This window comes from Anaerolineae bacterium (assembly GCA_016931895.1).
Lineage (GTDB): Bacteria > Chloroflexota > Anaerolineae > 4572-78 > J111 > JAFGNV01.
Genome location: JAFGDY010000206.1, coordinates 1 through 20,337, shown reverse-complemented (window position 1 = coordinate 20,337; position 20,337 = coordinate 1). Strand labels below are relative to the sequence as shown.

At 53.2% G+C, this 20,337-nt stretch carries 19 protein-coding genes; all 19 read left to right on the top strand.

Going from position 1 to position 20,337, the window contains the following annotated elements:
* The first annotated feature begins 28 nt into the window (after window positions 1-28).
* The 19 genes from JW953_15085 to rpmE all read left to right on the top strand — a co-directional run bounded on the left by JW953_15085 (window position 29) and on the right by rpmE (window position 20,151).
* A complete protein-coding gene (locus JW953_15085) occupies window positions 29-1,861 on the top strand; it encodes a hypothetical protein (protein ID MBN1994023.1) in 1,833 nt (610 codons plus the stop codon).
* Between the two features lie 102 nt (window positions 1,862-1,963).
* Complete coding sequence (locus JW953_15080) at window positions 1,964-2,296, top strand: hypothetical protein (protein MBN1994022.1); 333 nt, start codon at window positions 1,964-1,966, stop codon at window positions 2,294-2,296.
* A complete protein-coding gene (locus tag JW953_15075) occupies window positions 2,253-2,657 on the top strand; it encodes a PIN domain-containing protein (protein MBN1994021.1) in 405 nt (134 codons plus the stop codon). Before JW953_15080 ends, JW953_15075 begins: the two co-directional genes overlap by 44 nt.
* Before the next feature lie 128 nt (window positions 2,658-2,785).
* Window positions 2,786-3,406, top strand: a complete 621-nt coding sequence (locus JW953_15070; GenBank protein MBN1994020.1) for a Uma2 family endonuclease — start codon at window positions 2,786-2,788, stop codon at window positions 3,404-3,406.
* Between the two features lie 134 nt (window positions 3,407-3,540).
* Window positions 3,541-5,781 (top strand): MFS transporter, encoded by a 2,241-nt coding sequence (locus JW953_15065; GenBank protein ID MBN1994019.1) that lies wholly within the window; start codon window positions 3,541-3,543, stop codon window positions 5,779-5,781.
* A 78-nt stretch (window positions 5,782-5,859) separates the two neighbouring features.
* Complete coding sequence (locus JW953_15060) at window positions 5,860-8,247, top strand: hypothetical protein (GenBank protein ID MBN1994018.1); 2,388 nt, start codon at window positions 5,860-5,862, stop codon at window positions 8,245-8,247.
* Between the two features lie 77 nt (window positions 8,248-8,324).
* Window positions 8,325-9,023: a phosphoadenylyl-sulfate reductase gene (locus tag JW953_15055; GenBank protein MBN1994017.1), complete on the top strand. Its 699-nt coding sequence runs from the start codon at window positions 8,325-8,327 to the stop codon at window positions 9,021-9,023.
* Window positions 9,020-10,003, top strand: coding sequence for an NAD(P)-dependent oxidoreductase (locus tag JW953_15050; protein ID MBN1994016.1), 984 nt, complete (start codon window positions 9,020-9,022; stop codon window positions 10,001-10,003). The genes JW953_15055 and JW953_15050 overlap by 4 nt, the downstream gene beginning before the upstream one ends.
* A 788-nt stretch (window positions 10,004-10,791) precedes the next feature.
* Entirely contained in the window at window positions 10,792-12,360 is a 1,569-nt protein-coding gene (locus JW953_15045; GenBank protein ID MBN1994015.1) for an AAA family ATPase, read from the top strand.
* Window positions 12,357-13,547: a restriction endonuclease gene (locus JW953_15040; protein MBN1994014.1), complete on the top strand. Its 1,191-nt coding sequence runs from the start codon at window positions 12,357-12,359 to the stop codon at window positions 13,545-13,547. The genes JW953_15045 and JW953_15040 overlap by 4 nt, the downstream gene beginning before the upstream one ends.
* Window positions 13,548-13,669: 122 nt before the next feature.
* Window positions 13,670-14,548 (top strand): hypothetical protein, encoded by an 879-nt coding sequence (locus tag JW953_15035; protein ID MBN1994013.1) that lies wholly within the window; start codon window positions 13,670-13,672, stop codon window positions 14,546-14,548.
* A gap of 32 nt (window positions 14,549-14,580) precedes the next feature.
* Window positions 14,581-16,341 carry an ABC-ATPase domain-containing protein gene (locus JW953_15030; protein ID MBN1994012.1) on the top strand — a complete coding sequence of 587 codons (1,761 nt, stop codon included), beginning with the start codon at window positions 14,581-14,583 and terminating at the stop codon, window positions 16,339-16,341.
* Window positions 16,342-16,411: 70 nt separating this feature from the next.
* Window positions 16,412-16,558, top strand: coding sequence for a hypothetical protein (locus JW953_15025; protein MBN1994011.1), 147 nt, complete (start codon window positions 16,412-16,414; stop codon window positions 16,556-16,558).
* A 337-nt stretch (window positions 16,559-16,895) separates the two neighbouring features.
* Window positions 16,896-17,534 carry a methyltransferase domain-containing protein gene (locus JW953_15020; GenBank protein MBN1994010.1) on the top strand — a complete coding sequence of 213 codons (639 nt, stop codon included), beginning with the start codon at window positions 16,896-16,898 and terminating at the stop codon, window positions 17,532-17,534.
* 30 nt (window positions 17,535-17,564) lie between these two features.
* Window positions 17,565-18,278 (top strand): CDP-diacylglycerol--serine O-phosphatidyltransferase, encoded by a 714-nt coding sequence (pssA, locus tag JW953_15015; protein ID MBN1994009.1) that lies wholly within the window; start codon window positions 17,565-17,567, stop codon window positions 18,276-18,278.
* A 3-nt stretch (window positions 18,279-18,281) separates the two neighbouring features.
* The gene (locus tag JW953_15010; protein MBN1994008.1) at window positions 18,282-18,923 is read left to right on the top strand and encodes a phosphatidylserine decarboxylase; all 642 of its coding nucleotides are present in this window, start codon (window positions 18,282-18,284) and stop codon (window positions 18,921-18,923) included.
* 136 nt (window positions 18,924-19,059) lie between these two features.
* The gene (rplU, locus tag JW953_15005) at window positions 19,060-19,416 is read left to right on the top strand and encodes a 50S ribosomal protein L21 (GenBank protein MBN1994007.1); all 357 of its coding nucleotides are present in this window, start codon (window positions 19,060-19,062) and stop codon (window positions 19,414-19,416) included.
* Window positions 19,406-19,666, top strand: a complete 261-nt coding sequence (gene rpmA / locus JW953_15000) for a 50S ribosomal protein L27 (GenBank protein MBN1994006.1) — start codon at window positions 19,406-19,408, stop codon at window positions 19,664-19,666. Before rplU ends, rpmA begins: the two co-directional genes overlap by 11 nt.
* A gap of 20 nt (window positions 19,667-19,686) precedes the next feature.
* Window positions 19,687-20,151, top strand: a complete 465-nt coding sequence (rpmE, locus tag JW953_14995) for a 50S ribosomal protein L31 (protein MBN1994005.1) — start codon at window positions 19,687-19,689, stop codon at window positions 20,149-20,151.
* Window positions 20,152-20,337: the final 186 nt, after the last annotated feature.

Sequence of the window (20,337 nt, the reverse complement as noted above, 5' to 3'; positions counted from 1 at the left end):
AGCCACAAGCTTACGCCTTTGGCAAAAGTTGAAAACCATATATCACCACCATAACGATTTTATTTTACTCCTCCTTCTTTTTACCGTTTTCCGGGTATTGGCCCTGGCGGCCTATCGCCCCGGTGGATTGGTTTTGGATTTTTCCGACTTCTACTGGTATCGCGAGTATGCCCAATTGATCCGCCAGGGCTACTATCCTTACTCCAATTTATGGACCACCTATCCGCCCCTGTTCCCGGTGGTGATGATTGCCATCTACCAACTGAGCAGCCTGCTTCCTCCCTGGGAATTTCCCAATTTGTGGTTCACCTTGCTGCTGGGCGGCTTCTTTTTGCTCTTTGAAATCGGCAACTTCATTTTAATTTATCTCTTTGCCCTAAAACTCTATCCCCCTAACAACAATCCCGGAAATAATGATAGATTTTCTAATGCACTGCGCCCATGTTGGCTCTACGCCGCTCTTTTTACGCCTGTTTACACTCTCACCGGCCACTTTGAGAGTTATCCCATTTTCTTCTTCCTTCTCAGCCTCTACCTGTTGCTGAAAAATCGGCCCTATCTCAGCGCCTTTTTCACCGGCATCGGCTTTATGATCAAACTCATACCGCTCTTGCTCATTCCGGTAGCCGTCCAAATCTTCTCAAAAATCAAATATCAATTACAAATTGCAAATTACAAATTGCAAATTACAAAACTTTCGGCCCATGAAAAGAATCCGCAGTCTACCGTTCACAATTCACCATTCACCATTCACCATTCACAATTCATCATTCCCCTCGACCTGCCCCGCCTGGCCCTTTACCTGGCTATTTTTTTTATGATCGTGGTCCTCATTGCCACCCCTTTTTACCTGACAAATCCCAAACTGGTTTGGGGACCGTTTCAAATCAGCAGCGCCCGCCAACCTTGGGAAACTATCTGGGCCTTACTTGACGACAACTACAGCTACGGCGCGCCCCCCCTGGATCGGCGCGATTTGACCTGGATGGCCGACCCGGTGCCAACTCGCATCCCCTGGTTGCCGGTCACGGTAATTTTTGGCGCAATTTATGCCTTTTTCTACACTCGCCCCCTGAATTGGCGGCAACCTCGGAATATACTGGCCTTCAGCGGATTTTCACTCAGCCTGTTTATGCTCTGGTCCAAAGGCTACAGCCCGCAGTGGCTCGGCTGGCCCCTGGTTTTTGTGGCCCTGTTGCTCCCCAACTGGCGAGGGGTAGTGTACGCTTCTATCCTGAGCATCGCCAACATCATCGAAGGCAATTTCTTTTTCATCATCTTCCCCAAAGAACATTGGCTTTTGGCCACAACAATTCTGAGCCGCACGTTTTTGCTCCTGGTCCTGGCCATTGAGTTCTTACTGCTCATCTGGCCGCAAACCGTCACCCCGCGCGTCCAAAAAATCCGCGCCTGGGGACTGGCTGTGTTTGTGGCTCTGTTGCTTGTGGGCCTTATTCTGGCCGGCCTGCAATTGGGCCACACTTATTTTGACCTGCGCCGGCAGCAAAGCCCTTACTCAGCCACGCTCACTCGCCTGCAAAACGAGCCGGTGAAAGGCGCGTTACTCCTCAACAATTTTACGGCGTATGATTGGTTTTACCCTTACCTGCGCCGCGACTATCAATTTTTTATGCTCGATGATTACGCCCCGCCCGGCCAATCGGTTCAAGCCCGCACGGCTGCGCTGCTGGATAACATTGCCGCCCAAACCGACGTTCTTTGGATTTACGACGCCGACGCCGCAATCACCACCCCCGCCGAAGAAGCCCTGGCCGCCTGGTTGGGCGACATTCCCCTGGCCCACATTCAGGACATTGACGGCGGGCGGTTATACCTGTATATTCTCCCCACCGAAAATTGAACCCGCCAAAATGGCGTCAATGTAAAATTTTCAACCTATTGACATCATTTACTTTATATGTTATATTATGATGTAATATTATTAAATAAGGGGGCGTGATGTATGCATAGGTTACAAATATCCCTGACCAAAACCCAATACGAATTTTTGAGATCAGAGTCCTTTGTTTCCCAAAAAAGCATGGCCGCCGTTTTACGAGATTTACTCGACGAAGCCATCCAGGCTCGCCAACAAGACATTCTCAATAATGACCCCATCTGGGAAGTTATTGGCGTCGGTCAAGAAATTGCCGGGCCAACCGACGTGAGCGCCAACGTTGATAAATATCTTTACGGCGAACCGCTGGAAATGGCTGATTACGCCCAACTCCCCAAAGTAGCCGAGGAATCAGATGAGTACGCTCCTGATTGGCACCAGCGCCCTGCACGCCCTTAACTACGCCCGCGATGACCATCATGGGCAGGCCCTGGTCTATTTCAAATCATTAGCCGGGCGAGTCAAACCCATTTTAACCGAGTGGGTTTTTGTGGAAACCATGAATTTAACCAAAGCCCGCTTGGGGCCACCATACGCCATTGCTTTTGGCCGCCAGCTAAAAACCAGCCGGGCCTTCTATCCGCTGGTGCTGACCGATGAAGACAAACGCGCCGCCTGGGATATTTTTGAACAGCATCAAGACAAACAATGGAGCTACGTGGATTGCTCCTTGCTGGCTGTGGCCCAACGGCTGAAGGTCAAAAAAATATTTGCCTTTGACCATCACTTTCAGCAGATGGGGCTTGAGGTAGTTCCATAAAACATATTTGGTCAGTTGTTAGTGGTTAGTTGTCAGTGGTTAGGAGTTGGGGGTTAGGATTCCCTGCTTCCTACTCCCTGCTCCCCGCTTACTGTTCACTGATTACTGCTCACTGATTACTAAAAGACATGATTGCGACACGACAAGCTAAACGGATTACTGAAAAATTCACCTATGAGGAATTTCTGGTAAAATACACCGGCACCCATGCCGAATGGTTAGACGATGAAGTTCTAATTCTGCCATCAGCCTCGAACAGACATCAAAACATTCTCACTTGGCTTCTGACAATTCTGACCATTTTTATTGAGACCTACGATCTGGGCTTACTGCTTCCAGTCCCGTTCAACATGCAACTACCCAGCCTGGGCCGAGGACGAGAGCCAGATATCCTGTTTGTGGCCCAAAATCGTCTCAACATCGTTCAAGACACCAATCTATCAGATGCGGCAGACCTGGTGATTGAGATTATTTCTCCCGAAAGTATCGGGCGCGACCGGGGCGAAAAATTTGTGGAATGTGAAGCGGCGGGCGTGCATGAATATTGGCTGATTGACCCGGACCGCCAGCAAGCCGAGTTTTACCAACTGGCTGAGGCGGGGCGTTACCATCTGTCGGCTCTGGATGACAAGGGCCGTTTCCATTCTACCATCCTGCCCCACTTCTGGCTTCAGGTTGACTGGCTCTGGCAGGAACCGCTGCCAAAAGTATTGGATGTGGCCCGGCAGTTGGGAGTATTGGACCAGTAAGCAATGATCAACTTCTGATATTTACGCCAACCCATTCTATATATTGCGTGGTGCCCAAAGCAAATTAATACGCCATACGCACCACGTTTTCTTTTATTACACCTCATTAGTATAATCCAAGAGGTTTCCCAACCATGACCACCACCTTAACCGATGTCGAAAAAATGCGCCGGTTGCCCTGGCTGGTAACCGGCGATGTGTTGAATATCGCCTTTGTGCTGCTCACCTTTACCGGGTCTATTTTTGTGCTGTTTCTGGATGAACTGGGGCTGGACGATGCGCAAATTGGCTTTATGTTGTCTCTGGTGCCTTTTGCCGGAATTATTGCCCCTTTCACGGCCCCCATCGCCATCCGTTTTGGCTACAAACGTACCTTCATCACTTTTTGGGGCATCCGTAAATTTGTGATGATGCTCTTGCTCTTGACCCCCATGATTACGTTCCGCTTTGGGCCGGGCCGGGCCTTCTATTGGGTGGCCGTTATTTTTGTGGGCTTTGCCCTGTGCCGGGCCTTTGCCGAAAACGGCAGTTACCCCTGGAAAAAAGAAGTGGTGCCCGATTCTATTCGCGGCAAATTTGCGGCCATCAGCAGCATGAGCACCACCATTGCCAGCATCATTGTGACCACCGCCGCCAGTTTTGTGGTTGACGCCGGGGCCGGTCTGAACCGCTTTATGTTTTTGATTGCCGCTGGCATTAGCCTGGGCCTGGTGGGCGTGTGGGCCTACTCGCGCGTGCCCGCCGAAACCCCAGAACAGCGCCGCCGCCCCGACACCGGCCACCTAAAGGGAATGTGGCAAGCGCTGCACGATAGAGACTTTATCTTCTTTTTGGGCGCGCTGGGCCTGGCCACTATTGGCGGCTCATCCATTATGTCATTTATTCCCCTGTACATGAAAGAACAGATTGGTTTGAGCGAGGGCAACGTGGTTCTGCTCAGCATTGGCACGTATACCGGCGCCCTGGTCTCATCCTACCTGTGGGGCTGGGCCGCCGACCGTTACGGCAGCCAGCCGGTCATGCAGTCCAGCCTGTATTTGATGTTGCTGTTGCCCATCGCCTGGTTTCTCTTGCCCCGGCACAATAATATGAGCACCGCCCTGGCCATGGGCATTGCGTTTTTGGCCGGGATCGCCACTCTGGCCTGGCAGATCAGTTGGATGCGATACCTTTTTATCAACGCTATGCCCGCCGAAAAACGATCCTCTTACACCGCCCTCTACTACGCCTGGTATGGTGTGGTGAGTGGTTTTGGGCCTTTGTTGGCCGGTCAAATCCTGAACCTTTCCCAAAATATCAGCGCCGGATTTTTCATCTTCACCCTTGATCCCTATACCCCTCTTTTTATCTTGAGCCTGACCCTCCTGGGCGTCAGCATCGGCCTGGTCTCCCGCCTGCGTGGGGAAGACGCTACCCCCTTCCGCAGATTTGCCGGGATGTTTGTGCGCGGCAATCCGGTCCGGGCGCTGGAGTCGCTTATCCAATACAATTTTTCCGGCGACGAAATGACCCGCCTGACCATTACCGAACGTATGGGCGACGCCCAAAGCCTGCTCAGCACCAACGAACTGATCGAAGCCCTCAGCGACCCCAGCTTTAACGTGCGCTACCAGGCCATCCACTCCATTGGCCGCATGCCGCCGGACCCGGCCCTGGTAGACGCCCTGCTGTCCCTGCTGGACGAAGAGCCGTCGGAATTGAGTTTTGTAGTCACTCGCTCCCTGGGCCGGTTGGAAGACAAGCGAGCCGTTGAACCACTGCGCAAACTGCTCTTTTCCGGCTATCACCTGCTGGAAGCCAACAGCGCCCGCGCCCTGGGCATGCTTGGCGATACCGACAGCATTCCCCATCTTCTGGAAAAATTCAGAAACGAACCAAGCCTCGTTTTGCGGGTAGCCTATGCTACCGCCCTGGGCAAACTGCACGCCACCGAGGCCATTGGCGAACTCTTCACGCTTCTGCGTAACACAGAGGCTGAGGTGCCGCGCGGCGAAATTGGTTTGGCCCTGGCCCGCATTGCCGGCGACGAGCGTTATTATATGCAACAATGGCGCTCGTTGCGCTCAAATCCAAATACTGCCACGGCCCAGGCCCTGCTGGCCTTACAAAAACTGGCCAAACAACCGGCGCGAGAATCCTTCATCACCCTCACCGAAACCGGCGCCCAACATTTTGCCAAAGGCGACTCGGCGCAAGGCGCGACTCTTCTCCAAGAAATGCTCCGCCAATTGCCTGAAGACAATCTTGACAAATCCCTGGTCTCCGTTTTACATGAGTGCGCCGACAGCCTGGCCCAATTTGGCAATACCCGAATCGAATTCATTTTGCTCTCTTTGCACACGCTCAACATTGCCCTCCGGCAAGATGACAACTAACGGGCCTTATTGTCTGGAGCAGGTGGTAGATTGCTCACCACAGTTGGCAGTTTCCAAATCAACAGAGGTAGAACCCAATTGCCCCAAACAAAAACGCCGCTAAACAATACAAAATACGCCATACGCCATACGCTCCCCCTCTTTCTTTTCCTGTTCGCCGTCTACCTGCTCACCTACACCCCGCGCATCAACTCCAGCGACGGCCTGGCTATGTTCTCCACCGCCGAAAGTTTGGCCCGCCGGGGCGCGCTGGATATTGAGCAAATCCGCTGGATGGGTTTACAGCAAGGCACCTACGGCCTGAATGGTCTGCCCTACTCGCGCAAAGGCATTGGCCTGCCCCTCGCCCTGCTGCCGCTGACCTGGCTGGGTTTGGTCATTCCCTGGTTAGGCCCGGTCAGCGTGAGTTTGCTCTTTAACGCCATTGTCACTGCCCTAACGGCCGTCATTCTGCTGGTCTACCTGCGCCGCTTAGGCTCTAGCCAACGCGCCGGCTTCATTGTTGCTCTCACTTACGGCCTGGCCACTCTGGCCTGGCCTTACGCCAAATCTCTGTTCAGCGATCCCTTTTCCGGGTTCCTCTTGCTGGCGGCAGCTTACGCTCTGCTCAAATTCCGGCACATCCTCCAGGCGCAATCCACTAACTCCCCGGCTTCCCTGCCGCCCTCTATTCTCGTCTACCCCCTTCTGGCCGGTCTTTGCCTGGGCTGGAACGTGGCCACGCGCTATGCCGAGATATTGTTTCTGTCTGTGTTTGGTATATTACTGCTCTACTATCTGCGCTTTGGCCGGACACCTCGCCTGCTTTTGTTCCGCCAGCCTATCCTCTGGCCAGGCCTCATCGCCTTTACCACCCCCATCTTGTTCATTGGCCTGGGCCTCCTTGTCTTCAACATCACCCGCTACGGCGATCCCTTTAATACCGGCTACCTGCCTCAAGAAACCTTCAGCGCCGTGCTGTGGCAAGGCGTCGTCGGCCAGCTTCTCAGCCCCGGGCGGGGTCTGCTGCTCTATTGTCCCATTTTCATTTTGAGCTTTTGGGGATTCCGGCCGGCCCTGCGCCGCTTTCCCGCCGAAGCCCTGCTGGCCTTGGGCGTCATCCTCATTCACCTGTTCCTGTACGGCAAGTGGTTCATGTGGCACGGCGGGTTTGCCTGGGGGCCGCGTTTTATGATCCCCACCCTGCCGTTTTGGACCGTGTTCCTGGCCCCGGTTGCCGCCCGCGCCTTCCCCGGCCCAAACACCAAAAACCGCTCCGGCCTGATTTTCCGCCTCGCCTACCTGATCCTGGCCGGCCTGGGACTGATCCCCCAACTTCTGGCCGTCTCCACCGATTTCACCCCCTTCCAAAACTACCTCCTGGACACCGGCCTGTCCCTTTTTGCGCCCCAAACTTTTTTTCACCCGCAATACTCCCCCCTCCTGAACGCCTGGACCTTTATCACCCCCCACACCCTGGACCTGGCCTGGGCCTGGCAGGGCCGCTTCAACGGTTGGCTGCTGGCCCTATTGTTGGCAAACGTCATCATCACCGGCTGGTATCTCAAATCAGCAAATCGGCAAATGGTAAATCGCAAATCGCAAATCGCAAACGGGCAAAAAAGAAAACCGTTCACAGTTCACAATTCACAATTCACAATTCACAATTCATCCTTCCTCCTTCCTCTTTCTTTTTCCCTCCTGTCTCTCCTCTCCCTGCTCCTCTACACCCACACCCTCCCCTCTCAGCCGTTATCTCAAGCCATCGCCGCGCTCAATGAAGCCATCCGCCCCACCGACGCCGTTATCACCAACGACCCCGAAATGGCCATGCCCCTGGCCGAGTTGTACCAGGGCCGCGCCCCGGTGTTAGGTTTGAACTACGGCGGGTTTCCCCTCCCCTCCGATGCCACCCGGCGGCTGGACGAGACGATGACGGCCCACCAACAAATATGGTGGCTCCCTAACTGGCTACCGCCGGCAGAAAGCGCCATCGAGCAAACTCTGTTAACCCGTGGTTTTCGCGCCCGCAATGACAATTTTGACGGGCAACGGCTGGTCCTGTTTGCGTTTCCCCAAAATCTGGCCAACCAGGCTATCTCTCCAAACGCCGTATTTGCCAATTTGATTGCGCTCAACCAGGTGGCCTATCCCCCCACTAGCCCGCCCGGCGCAGCCCTGCCCCTCGAGCTACACTGGCAGGCCCTTGCCCCGATTTCTGAAAACTATCACGTCTTCATTCATCTCCTGAGCGATACCGGCCAAATAGTCGCCCAGGCGGATGGTCAACCTGTTTACTGGACGCGCCCCACCTCAACTTGGTCCACCGGCCGGACAATTGTGGATCGTTACGGCCTGTGGCTGCCCCAGGGCGCACCATCGGGCCAATATCAACTCTTGATCGGCCTTTACCGGCCCGCCCATAATCAACGCCTGCTCTTGTCAAATGAGCAAGACGCGGTAAAATTTATAGTAACTGTTCAATAACAAAAAAGAGGTTCAACGGGAAGAGACGTCAGTCAGTCTTGGCCAAGCAGAGGCCCGTCAGCTTGACACATTTAAATATGCCTCTTTTAAATAAACGCTTTGCCCACTCATCTGCTGAAGAAATTTTGCAATGGGCTTGGGATACTTTTGGCTCCCACGTCACCGCCAGTTCCTCATTTCAAACCCAGAGCGTGCCTCTGTTGCACTTGATCTCACAGGTCTGTCCTGAAATGCCAGTCATTTTCCTTGATACCGGTTTTCATTTTCCAGAAACGCTTGCCTTTCGTGATAACCTCCATACCCGCTTCGGCTTGAATCTGGTCATTGTTCGCCCGGCAATTGAAAAAAGCCAACTCGCCGACCAATATGGCGCCGCTCTCTACCGTCGAGACCCTGATTTGTGTTGTTATATCCACAAAGTTGAACCAATGCAAAGAGCATTGGCCGGTTTTGAGGGTTGGATCAGCGGCATCCGGCGCGACCAAACCGCCAACCGGCAAAACTTACCCGTGCTTGAAACCCAGCCCACAGGCCCGCTCAAAATTTATCCCCTCCTGGAATGGACCAGGGCGCAAATAGACGAGTATATTCAGCGGCATCAACTCCCAACTCATCCCCTGTTTGCCAAAGGCTACCGCAGCATTGGTTGCGCTCCCTGCACTCGCCCCGTCTTGCTTAACGAGGATGACCGGGCCGGACGTTGGGCCGGAATAGACAAAAATGAATGTGGGTTGCACCTGAATTTAATGGATAATGTAGAGGAAGGGACACCATGACCAACCACCAATCTGACAAGCAAGTTATTTTGATCACGGGAGGAGCGGGTTATATCGGTTCTCAACTCATTCGTGACCTGGCCACAAACCCGCATTTTGCCCACCATACCCTCCGCATTTACGACAACCTGCAACGCCACCACTTCTGCGGCCTGATGGACCTGCCGGATGAAGGGCATTACCAGTTCATTGAGGGCGACATCCTTGACCGGCTCAACCTGGAACGAGCCATGCAAGGGGTCAGCCAGGTAGTGCATCTTGCGGCCATTGTGCGCACCCCCCTCAGCTTTGACCATCCCGAATGGACGGAACAGATCAACCATTGGGGCACGGCCACCGTGGTTGAAGCAGCCCTTAATGCGGGAGTGTTCCGGTTACTTTATTCAAGCTCGGCCAGCGTTTACGGGCCAGGAGGGCCGTTCCGGGAAACAGACGTATGCCGCCCCATCGGGCCGTATGCGGTCTCTAAACGTAAGGGCGAAGAAGAGGTTTTACAGGGCGGTGAACGGGGGCTGCGTTTCACCATCGTCCGCCTGGGAACCACGTTTGGCAACGCCCCGGCCATGCGCTTTGACGCTATCGCCAGCCGCCTGGCTTACCTGGTTGGCGTTAAGCGCCCGATGATCATTCACGGCAGCGGCAACCAGATTCGCCCCCTCATTCACGTGCAAGACGCCTCGGCGGCTTTGCAATTATGCCTGGCCAACCCCAAGGTAGAGGGCAAAATTATCAACGCCGTTACCCTGAACCCCACCGCCAATGAAATTGCCCAAACCTTGCAAAGCATCGTCCCCGATGCCACCATTCGCTATACGGATCAAGATATTCTCACCGAAATCAGCTTTGCCGTTGACTCGACCAAATTGATGGGTTTGGGCTTTCAGCCTCGCTTCAACCTGGCCGAGGGTCTTAAAGAGATGCTCGCCCGCTGGCGGGGTTTTCAACCTGTGGCCACCAAATTGCCGCGGGGCATTCGTTAAAAGCAATTAAACCCGCGCCAACATTGTCAGCCTGGCCCAAAAGTGGTATGATGGAAGTAATGTTAAAATGAGCCACCACCGTCAAACCGGGCATGAGCAAAAAGCAGCCAGATAACAACTTAGCCGAACCTTTCTCTCAAATTTTTATAGACCGGGCTGAAGCAAACTGGGCCTTTGACCTGCTGCGGGAAACGGTCAAACAGCTGGGCCTTAAAAATCCTTACGATCCCCGTTTTGCCCTCACCCTGCCGCATCACTCCGGCAAACTGTGCCTGCATCTCAACTTTGGCCGCTGGCTGGTGCTGGGCTTTCGTGGGCCAAGCCTCACCGCGCCCCGCGTGGAAATGGCCCTGCTGGCCAATCAGGTCTCCTGGAATGAACGATTCACCCCCCTCCCCTCCGAACGGAAAGAAGGCGAGCCGGAAGTGCGCAGTTACCACCTGCTTATGGAAACCGTCCGCCCCCTCACCAGCGATTTACAGGCCGCCTTTGAAACCACCCTTGATTTTATTGCCGGCAAATTCCACGCCTGGAAACGCACCCCCTTCTGGAAACAGCACAACCCCGAAATCGTTGAGGCTCTTTTTGACCCGGAAAAACGCGAGCGCCTCTTGGCCGGGCTGCTGGCCGAAACAGAATTGCGCTACGAGCGGCATCTTACAGCCTTTCACCAAGAGATTGGCGAGGAAGAAGCAATTTACCAAATCGACTCAGATTTGGCTGATGAAAGCGAGATGACCCCAATTCACGATACCATTTCTGAACCTTTACCTCAAAGGAGAAGCGATATGGATTTGGCGCGTGGCAAAATGGAAGAAAAACTTAAAGCAGCCTTTCTTCAGTTTCAACAAGACTCTTCCAATCATTTTTTGGTGACACTCCGACGAAAGCGTGCAGAACAAATTCGGGCACTTCTCTCAAATTCTGATGAAATAGACCTGGAGACTTTCAATCGTGAAGTATGGGTTAACCAAAGTGCTACGTATCTGCAAGGCAAACGAATCAATTTCAATGAGCCATCTGATTTTGAAAAAATTATAGATGATATAGAACAAGCCATCGAGTCGAGTGAATTGGAACTTCATGGTAACTATATTTGGGGTTCTGCCAGTCGAGTGTACGCGCCGAAATTAAAAGATGATACAAAAAAATTAGAATACCTCCGTCAAGCTCTATATATTCTAAATGACGCAAACCTGACTCCAATGCAGAAAGCTCAACAAATCTCCAAAATTTATGGTTTTGGAAATAATATCATCACTGGCCTGGTTATGCTTTTTCATCCAACTGAGTTTGGTCTTTACAATAACGAAGGCAAACGGATACTAAAAAATTTAGGATATGAAATCACCAACTCGATAGAGGCCTATGAAGAAACACTACGTAACCTTAAAGAAAAGCTTTATGCTCAAGATTTTCTTGAATTAGATTTGTTCCTATTTATGTTTAACCGAGAACATGGTTTAGGGGCAGAGACTAAAAGCATAAGTAAAGTTAAAGAAGAAGAACTAGATATTATATTCCAACCCTACCCCCTCTCCCAACTGGCCGCCGACACCGGCCTGGCCGAAACCGAACTGGCCCGCTGGGTGCGCGCCATCGAGCGCAAAGGGCAGGCCATTTTTTACGGCCCGCCGGGCACGGGCAAAACCTTTATCGCCGAAAAGTTGGCCCAACACCTGATTGGCGGCGGCGATGGCTTTGTAGACCTGGTGCAGTTCCACCCGGCCTACGCCTACGAGGACTTTATCCAGGGCTTACGCCCCAAGGCCAGGCCGGAAGGCGGGCTGGACTACCCCCTGGTGCCGGGCCGCTTTTTGGAATTTTGCCAAAAGGCCAACCAGCGCCAAAGCCGTTGCGTCTTGATTATTGACGAGATCAACCGGGCCAACCTGGCCCGCGTTTTTGGCGAGTTGATGTACCTGCTGGAATATCGCCGGCGCCAAATTCCCCTGGCCGGAGGAGAAAAATTCGCCATCCCGGCCAACGTGCGGCTCATCGGCACTATGAACACCGCCGACCGGTCCATTGCCCTGGTTGACCACGCCCTGCGGCGGCGCTTCGCCTTTATCGTCCTCTCCCCCAACTACGAGGTGCTGCGGCTTTACCATCGGCAAAAACAAACCGGCTTTCCGGTTGAAAATTTGATTGAGCTTTTGATCCGGCTGAACCGGGAAATCGCCGATCCTCACTACGCTATCGGGATAACGTTCTTCCTTCACCAAAACTTAAGCGCCCAGATCGAAGACATCTGGCGCATGGAAATTGAGCCATACCTGGAAGAGTACTTTTTTGACCAGGCCCAAAAAGTGGAAGATTTTCGCTGGCCGGCTATTGAACAGAAAATTTGGCCATGAATTCTGCCCAACCAAGAATCCTCTCGCTAACCGAATACGAACCCGTGCGCCTGGCTCCGCCGGAAATATCCCTCGCGGCAGGGGAAGCCTTGTTGCGTCACTACGCCAACCAAGTTGAGGTGGAATTCCCCACCCCCAAAACTGACGATCAATGGCAACTGCGCTCGTTGGGCTGGGTTGGCCACATTCCCCTGACCCCGGAGTTGCATTTTGCTCTCCGGCCCAAAATGCCCCTGGCCAACATCTTCAGGATGTTAGAATACGCTTATCATCTTGACTTCAACATCTTGCCCGGGCTGGTTGACTGCCAATCGTTGCCGGAGTTTTATGAACGCCTGGCCCATCTTCTGGCCCGCCGGGTGTTGGACCGGGGCCGCCAGGGTTTTTACCGCGCCTATCTGCCCCGGGCGGAAGAATTGCCCTACGTGCGGGGCCGGTTAGACGTGGCCCAGTCGCTCCGCTCGCCCGGCCAAATCAAGCTCAACTGCCATTACCAGGAACACACCGCCGACGTTGCGGATAACCACATTCTGCTCTGGACCCTTTTTTGTATCGCGCGCAGTGGCGCGTGTACAGAACGGGTGCTGCCCGCCATTCGCCGGGCGTATCGCGCCTTGCAAGGGCCGGTCACGCTGATGCCCCAGCCGCCCCAGGCCTGTCTTAACCGGCTGTACCACCGGCTCAACCACGACTACCAACCTCTGCACGCCCTCTGCCGTTTCTTTTTAGAGCAGAGCGGCCCCGGCCACCAGATGGGCCGGCAAAAAATGCTGCCCTTCCTGGTGAATATGGCCCGCCTGTACGAACTGTTTGTGGCCGAATGGCTCAAGGCGCACCTGCCGGATAACATCAACCTTAACATCCAGGAGAAGGTCAACCTTAGCCAGACCAACACGCTGCAATTTGAGATTGACCTGGTGCTGTACGACACCCACACCGGCGCGACGCGCTGCGTGTTAGACACCAAATACAAAACACCTGGCATCCCCGCCCACAATGACATTTTTCAAGTGGTCACTTACGCCGAAGCCAAAGGCTGCCGCGAAGCCATTTTGATCTATCCCACTCGCCTGCCTCAACCCCTGGACGAAACCATTGGCGACATTCGCATCCGTAGCCTGACCTTCGCCTTAGATGAGGATTTGGAACAAGCCGGACAAAAATTTAGGCAAAGTCTACTTGATTAAAAGAGCAATGATCATTCAAAAACCCGCCAATCATTTGAAGCAACAAGCAACGATTCAGTAAATAGGGCAGATAACCATTCACAATTCACTATTCACTATTCACAATTTTTTTGGAGGAAAAAATGTCAAACTTACCCAATATTTTAAGCGTGGCCATTGGCCTGATTTTACTTTATTATGTTTTGAGCCTGGTAGTGTCATACATCACTACCGCCATTAACCAGTGGACAGAGATGCGGGCCAAAGATTTGAAGTACGTTCTCAAAGAACGGTTGCAGGATGCCGACCTTTATGAACGATTTATGAATCACCCCTTGATCAAGAATCTCAGGCCCATGCAGGTCAAAATGATGGGCCGAGAAATCCAGGAAACTGACGTGACCGATATTCCGGCCACCACTTTTGCCACAGCCCTGCTTGACATCCTGACCCCCGACTCTGCCGAGGAGGACAAATTAGCGCAAGCCAGAGAGTTTATCAAAGAATTACCTGAAGGGGATATGAAAACCGCGTTGAAGTGTGTTATTGACTCAACCGTTGAAAATATCCAAACCGCCCGGCAAAATCTGGAGCTGTGGTACAACGATGTTATGAAAAACGTGTCGCTGCTCTACACCCAACACGCCCGGCACATTGCCATTATCTGCGCCCTGGTGGTCACCATGGCCCTGGATGCCGACAGCATTGCCGTGGCCAATCGGCTGTGGGTTGAGCCTGCCCTGCGAGCCGTGGCTGTGGCCAAAGCTGAAGAATATATCAACCAGGCTCCCGACCCGGAAACAGTTGACATAGTGGGCTACGTGGCCGAGTTGGAAGAATTGCAGATACCCATTCTCTGGAGTGTGCCGCTGCCCCAGGACGCGCCAGGATGGCTGTTAAAAGTGTTTGGCTGGGCCATCACCTGGCTGGCTGTGGCCCAGGGCAGTTCTTTTTGGTACGATGTGCTAAAACGGGTCAGGTCAGCTACGTCTGGCTCATCGGATAAATCGGCCACAACCTAAACCGGGCCAACCCTCAATATCAGGAGTTGGGGATGCCGCAAACCGGCGCCGACTTACAACGCCACCTGAGCCGCATTGATGGCAAAGGTTATCCCGCTTACAAAGATATCCGGGGCAGTTATGCCTTTGACGACTTTACCCTGTTCATTGACCACGTGCAGGGCGATCCTTTTGCGGCTCCGTCTCGCGTCAGAGTCCGCCTGCCTATGCCGGCAGCCGGTTTTCCCGCTGATAGTCGGGCCAATCGCAGCCGCATGATTGCCCTGCGCGACTTCCTGGCCCGCGTCTTCTCCGGCCAATGCCGCGCCTTGAGCAACCGCAGCCGGGGTTCCGGCAAAAGCGGCCTGATAGCCATGGACCCGCCCGGCCAGGAAATTCTGGAGCGCTCCGCCACCATTGTTACGGCCGAATTTGTGGAAGCCCGTTTAATGGTTGGCCTGCCCGCCCAGGGACGGCGCGTACTGGGCCGGCAGGCCGCGGCCATGCTGTGTAATGACCTGCCCCAAATCGCCAACGCCGCCCTCAAATACGCCCGCCTTGATCAAAAACGGCTGGCCGCTCACCTTGATGCAGCCGAGGATGCCGACACGCTCCGGGCCAAACTGCCGGAATTGGGTTTGGTGGCTTTTGTGGCCGATGGCAGTATTTTGCCCCGTCGCTCCGGTGTGGACGACCGGCCCCTGCGGAGCGACAACGTTATCCCTTTTCGCTCTCCCTCCAGCCTGCGCGTTGAAGTTACATTGCCGCACGCCGGAAAAATAACCGGAATGGGGATTCCGGCGGGCGTCACTTTGATTGTTGGCGGGGGGTATCACGGCAAAAGCACGTTGCTGTTGGCCCTGGAAAAAGGCGTCTACAACCACATCCCCGGCGACGGGCGCGAGTTGGTGGTCACTAATCCCACTGCGGTGAAAATCCGGGCCGAGGATGGCCGCGGGGTAGAAGGCGTGGATATTCGGCCCTTTGTCAACAACCTGCCCGACCACGGCCACGCCGCCGCCTTCCGCACCGACAACGCAAGCGGCAGCACCAGTCAGGCGGCCAACATCATTGAGGCGTTAGAAGTAGGCGCTAAACTACTGTTGTTGGACGAAGACACGTGCGCCACCAATTTAATGATCCGCGATGCCCGCATGCAGGCCCTGGTGGAAAAATCGGGCGAGCCGATCACGCCTTTTATTGACCGGGTGCGCCAATTGGCCGCTCCCGCCCAATCCCCGGCAGAGGACGAGAGAACGCGAGGGGTGAGCAGCATCCTGGTGCTGGGTGGCAGCGGCGATTATTTTGACGTAGCCGATACCGTTATTCGCATGGACACATATCTGCCCCAAGATGTGACCGCCAAAGCCAGGACCATTGCAGCCCAACACCCCACCGGTCGGCAGGTAGAAAGCACCGCTGCCTGGCCTGCGCTTACCCCGCGTATCCCCCTGGCCAAAAGTTTGAATCCGCGCAAAGGCAAACGAGAGGTGAGCATCAAGGGCCGAGCCTTGCGGGCCGTTTTATTTGGCCTGGAAGAAATTGACATGAGCGCGGTGGCCCAACTGGTTGACGAAGGGCAGGTGCGGGCCATTGGCCAGGCGCTCAACCTGGCCCGCGAGAGGTTTATGGACAACCGGCGGGAGGTGGCGGCTGTGGTTGAGGCCGTTATCCGGGAAATTGAGCAGGAGGGGCTGGATGCCCTGGACCCCCGCCAAACCGGCGACTACGTGGCGTTCCGGGTGTATGAACTGGCAGCAGCGCTGAACAGATTGCGAACGTTACGGGTGAAATCGGGGACAACCGGCCTCTAATTTGGCAATTGCCAACGATAATTAAAATCTTCACTTGCCTCTCTTAGGTGCAGATCGGAGGAAGCGCGAGATGGCCAATCCACAGACTGACCCGGAACTGCACCCGCTAGCGGACATTGATCAAGTCATCCATGCACCGGCCCGGCTAATGGCGCTCACCTATCTCTATGTAGTCGAAAGTGCTGACTATGTTTTCCTGTATTTGTTTACCGGGTAAATTACCCCTTATGATACCACCAAAAGATGGAAAAATCTATCGTGAAAAAAGGCTATTGTCAGATACGGTCAAACCCTATAAACTGGAGCTATGTCATTTCTTCGTGTCCAATTTTTGGGGTCCATTTTATGCCCCCAATTTTTTGACATAATTCCACTTGTTTGTTAAATTAATTGTTTCAAACCGATCGTATTTTTTATCCAATGCCCAATATTGTCATAGTAACAGTCTATCTTCTAAGCAGTAGGTTACAGGTTCGAGTCCTGTCCGGGGTGCTTTTGTTATCTCCTCACCCTACTACCATCCGTATTTAAAAAACAGAACCGACCCAAAAGTTATGTCACAGCGGCAACTCTTTTTCCGGCAATTCATCCAGGATTTTTTTCACGTTGGGGCTATTCTGCCCAGTTCTCGGGCTTTGGCCCGGGCGGTGGTGGCTTATTTGGCCCGCAAACAGGGCCCGGTGCGCGTCTTGGAGGCCGGCGCGGGCACGGGCGCATTTACCAGAGAAATTGTGCCGTTGTTGCAACCGGGTGATACGCTGGATATTGTTGAAATCAATCCCCGCTTAATGGAGAGTTTGCAACAGCGTTTCCGGCAAGAAACCCAATTTCAAAAACAGGATGTTGAGATCAATTTTATTATTGATGACGTGCGCCATATTTCAAGCAGTCATTTTTACAATTTTATTGTGTTTAGCCTGCCCTTGACCAACTTTCCATCGGCCATGGTCCAAGAAATCCTGGCATTGATGATGAACCAATTGCAGCCAGGCGGTGTATTTAGTTACGTGCATTACATTTTTATCAGCCGGTTCAAATATCTCTTTGGCGGCGCAACCGTCCGCGCCCAGATGAGGGCCAATCAAGAGATAATTGACACCTTTGCCGCCAAATACCAAATCAAACGGCGAGCCGTTTGGTGGAATGTTCCCCCCAGTTGGACCTACTATTGGCAAAAGCCGGGGGTTGATTGACAAAATCAGATGGAGGAAGGGAGAAATGGAGTGTCTAAAAGAAAAAAAGTAAAAACTGCAATGCCCAGTGTGGCCACCATCTGCTCGCTCTTGTTGGGCGCGTCGGCGATTATGGTTTTATTTGACGATAGGTTTTTTCTGGCCGGATGGTTGATTATTCTTGGCTCTATCCTGGACCTGTTAGACGGCCAATTAGCGGTTCGGCTGGAGGCCATCAGTCACCTGGGCAAAGAATTGGATTCGCTGGCCGACGTGGTTACCTTTGGCGTGGCGCCAACCATTATGGTTTACCGGCTGATGATCTACGTGGGCGTGGCTAATCACGTGGCCATGGCTACCTCGCTGGTGTTTGTGCTAGCCGGGGCCTATCGGTTGGCCCGGTATAACACCCTGCCCTCAGATCGCCGGGCCTACTTCAAGGGATTGCCCATTCCGGCGGCCAGTTTGATCCTGATTACCGGCAGTTTTTGGCAGCATTGGGTCATTCACATCTGGTGGATGGCAGCGGTGGTACTGGTCAGCTACTTGATGGTCAGCGTGTTTCCTTACCCCAAAAATATCCACGTTATCAAAGCGCCGCCATTCCTTCTAGCCGCTGTCGCCGTAGTGGTCATCGGTTGGGGCGTTCTGGCCGGCGGCTGGCGAGCAGTTCCTTTTGGCGTTTTCGCGCTGTATGGTCTCAGTGGGCCGGTTGTTTTTCTTTACCGTATGGCCCAACACCGGCGACGTTTGAGCGAGAGTTAAACAATGTGGAGCGGTATTTTGGCAGCCTGGCGGGAGGTGCCCGCCATTGTATTGAGTTTAACCGGCGCCGTTGGGCTAACTTTGTTGGCGCGGCGACGTTGGCTGGTTTTGTTTCCGGCCATTTTACTGGGCTGGGTATTCTACTTTTTTAGAGACCCGGAACGTATCCCTGCCTCAACCTCTCCAAACGTGATCATCGCTCCCGCCGATGGCCGGGTAACGGATATTGAATTGGTGCATGAACCCCACTTTATCCAGGGCCAGGCGCGGCGGGTGAGCGTTTTTATGACCATTTTTGACGTACACGTCCAGCACAATCCCTACCCCGGCCAGGTTTTGCTGACCCATTATGAACCCGGCAGTTTTGCCCCGGCTTTTCTCAAAGATACGCGCCGTAACGAGTCGAACTTAATTGGTTTAGAAACGCCGCGAGGCCGGCTGGCGATTAAACAGATTGCCGGCATTTTGGCCCGGCGCATTGTGTGTTGGGTGGAAAATGGAGACCGGGTTGTGGCCGGGCAGCGATTGGGCCTGATCAGGTTTGGCAGCCGGGTTGACCTGCTGCTGCCGCCGGAAGTAGAGGTGCTGGTGAAAGTGGGCCAGCAAGTATACGGCGGGCAAACGATGATGGCCAAATGGAATTGAATGGCCCTGAATTTATGTTAGCTTTTTTTGACAACTTTAACCTGGACGAATATAATACTCTTTTGTGTGACCGGAAGGCACGGTCGCACTTGTTTTTTGTTAGATAGGCAAAATCCTATTGGAGAGAAACCGGATCATGTATGCAGTGATAGAAAACGGCAGCAAACAGTATCGTGTGGCCGAAGGCGACGTGATAGAAGTGGAAAAGCTGTCTGTGGCAGTAGGCGACAAAGTAAAAATTGAGCGCGTTTTAATGATCGGGGGGGACAAAGACGTTAAGGTTGGCACCCCTTTGGTTGAAGGCGCGCAGGTAACGGCCACGGTTGAAGGCCACGGGCGGAGTAAAAAAGTGATTGTGTATAAACACAAAAAAAATTATCACAAAAAGCAAGGACACCGGCAAAATTTTACCCGCCTGCGCATTGACAAAATAGCGGCCAAAGCCAGGGCTAAAGCCAAAACCAAAACAGAGGAGAGTACAGATGGCGCATAAAAAAGGCGGCGGCTCCAGCCGCAACGGGCGTGATAGTCAAAGTAAACGGCTTGGCGTTAAAAAGTTTGGCGGTGAGTTGGTGAAATCCGGCCACATTCTGGTTCGCCAAAAGGGGACCAAGTTTCACCCGGGCGTGAATGTGGGCATGGGGCGCGATTATACGCTTTTTGCCACCGCTGAAGGTTTTGTCAAATTTGAACACATCAGCCGGGACAAAAAGCGGATCAGCGTTTATCCCGAAGCTGTTTAAACGCAGAGAGGTTGTGAGCAATGAAAAGTAATATTCATCCCAAGTATTACCCTAATGCCCAGGTAATCTGCTCCTGCGGCAATACTTGGACCACCGGCTCAACGGTAGAAGTGATTCGCACCGACGTTTGTTCCCAATGCCATCCCTTTTTTACCGGAGAACAACGCATTGTTGACTCCGCCGGCCAGGTTGACCGCTTTTTGAAACGTCTTGATCGTTACAGCGAACACCAGGCCGATATGAGCAAACGCCAGCAACAGGCTCAAGCGAAAATAAACCAGCGGTTTTTGAAACAAAAATTGGTCGCGCTTGAGTTGAGCGATCGTATTTATCAAATTTTGCAAGGGGCCGATGTGGTGACGGTGGGCGACCTGGCTAAAATGGATAAAGACCGGTTGTTAGCCCTGGAAGGGTTTGGCCCCAAGGCGTTGGAAGAAGTAGAAACTAAGCTCCAGGAAGCAAGAGCCGCTTTTCTTGAGGCCTAAATTTTTTTAGCAGAATTACCAATCAATAGGGCAGACGCGCCAGGGCAGATGCGCCACGCGGTCTGCCCTATTTGTTAGGGCCTAACCCGTTAGACTTTTATTTTTGGCTCATGTCTAGAACAAGTGCAAAATAAATGATATACTGATCAGCAAGAAATGTAACAAACAAGAAGGAGGAAAACTGGT

Excerpts from the sequence above, each read along its gene's own strand:
- rpmE (MBN1994005.1), top strand. The coding sequence starts at position 19,687 with ATGAAAAGTAATATTCATCCCAAGTATTACCCTAATGCCCAGGTAATC.
- JW953_15065 (MBN1994019.1), top strand. The coding sequence starts at position 3,541 with ATGACCACCACCTTAACCGATGTCGAAAAAATGCGCCGGTTGCCCTGG.
- JW953_15080 (MBN1994022.1), top strand. The coding sequence starts at position 1,964 with ATGCATAGGTTACAAATATCCCTGACCAAAACCCAATACGAATTTTTG.
- JW953_15045 (MBN1994015.1), top strand. The coding sequence starts at position 10,792 with ATGGATTTGGCGCGTGGCAAAATGGAAGAAAAACTTAAAGCAGCCTTT.
- rpmA (MBN1994006.1), top strand. The coding sequence starts at position 19,406 with ATGGCGCATAAAAAAGGCGGCGGCTCCAGCCGCAACGGGCGTGATAGT.
- JW953_15020 (MBN1994010.1), top strand. The coding sequence starts at position 16,896 with ATGTCACAGCGGCAACTCTTTTTCCGGCAATTCATCCAGGATTTTTTT.
- JW953_15070 (MBN1994020.1), top strand. The coding sequence starts at position 2,786 with ATGATTGCGACACGACAAGCTAAACGGATTACTGAAAAATTCACCTAT.
- JW953_15050 (MBN1994016.1), top strand. The coding sequence starts at position 9,020 with ATGACCAACCACCAATCTGACAAGCAAGTTATTTTGATCACGGGAGGA.
- JW953_15030 (MBN1994012.1), top strand. The coding sequence starts at position 14,581 with ATGCCGCAAACCGGCGCCGACTTACAACGCCACCTGAGCCGCATTGAT.
- JW953_15010 (MBN1994008.1), top strand. The coding sequence starts at position 18,282 with ATGTGGAGCGGTATTTTGGCAGCCTGGCGGGAGGTGCCCGCCATTGTA.
- JW953_15040 (MBN1994014.1), top strand. The coding sequence starts at position 12,357 with ATGAATTCTGCCCAACCAAGAATCCTCTCGCTAACCGAATACGAACCC.
- JW953_15025 (MBN1994011.1), top strand. The coding sequence starts at position 16,412 with ATGGCCAATCCACAGACTGACCCGGAACTGCACCCGCTAGCGGACATT.
- JW953_15035 (MBN1994013.1), top strand. The coding sequence starts at position 13,670 with ATGTCAAACTTACCCAATATTTTAAGCGTGGCCATTGGCCTGATTTTA.
- rplU (MBN1994007.1), top strand. The coding sequence starts at position 19,060 with ATGTATGCAGTGATAGAAAACGGCAGCAAACAGTATCGTGTGGCCGAA.
- JW953_15055 (MBN1994017.1), top strand. The coding sequence starts at position 8,325 with ATGCCTCTTTTAAATAAACGCTTTGCCCACTCATCTGCTGAAGAAATT.
- JW953_15075 (MBN1994021.1), top strand. The coding sequence starts at position 2,253 with ATGAGTACGCTCCTGATTGGCACCAGCGCCCTGCACGCCCTTAACTAC.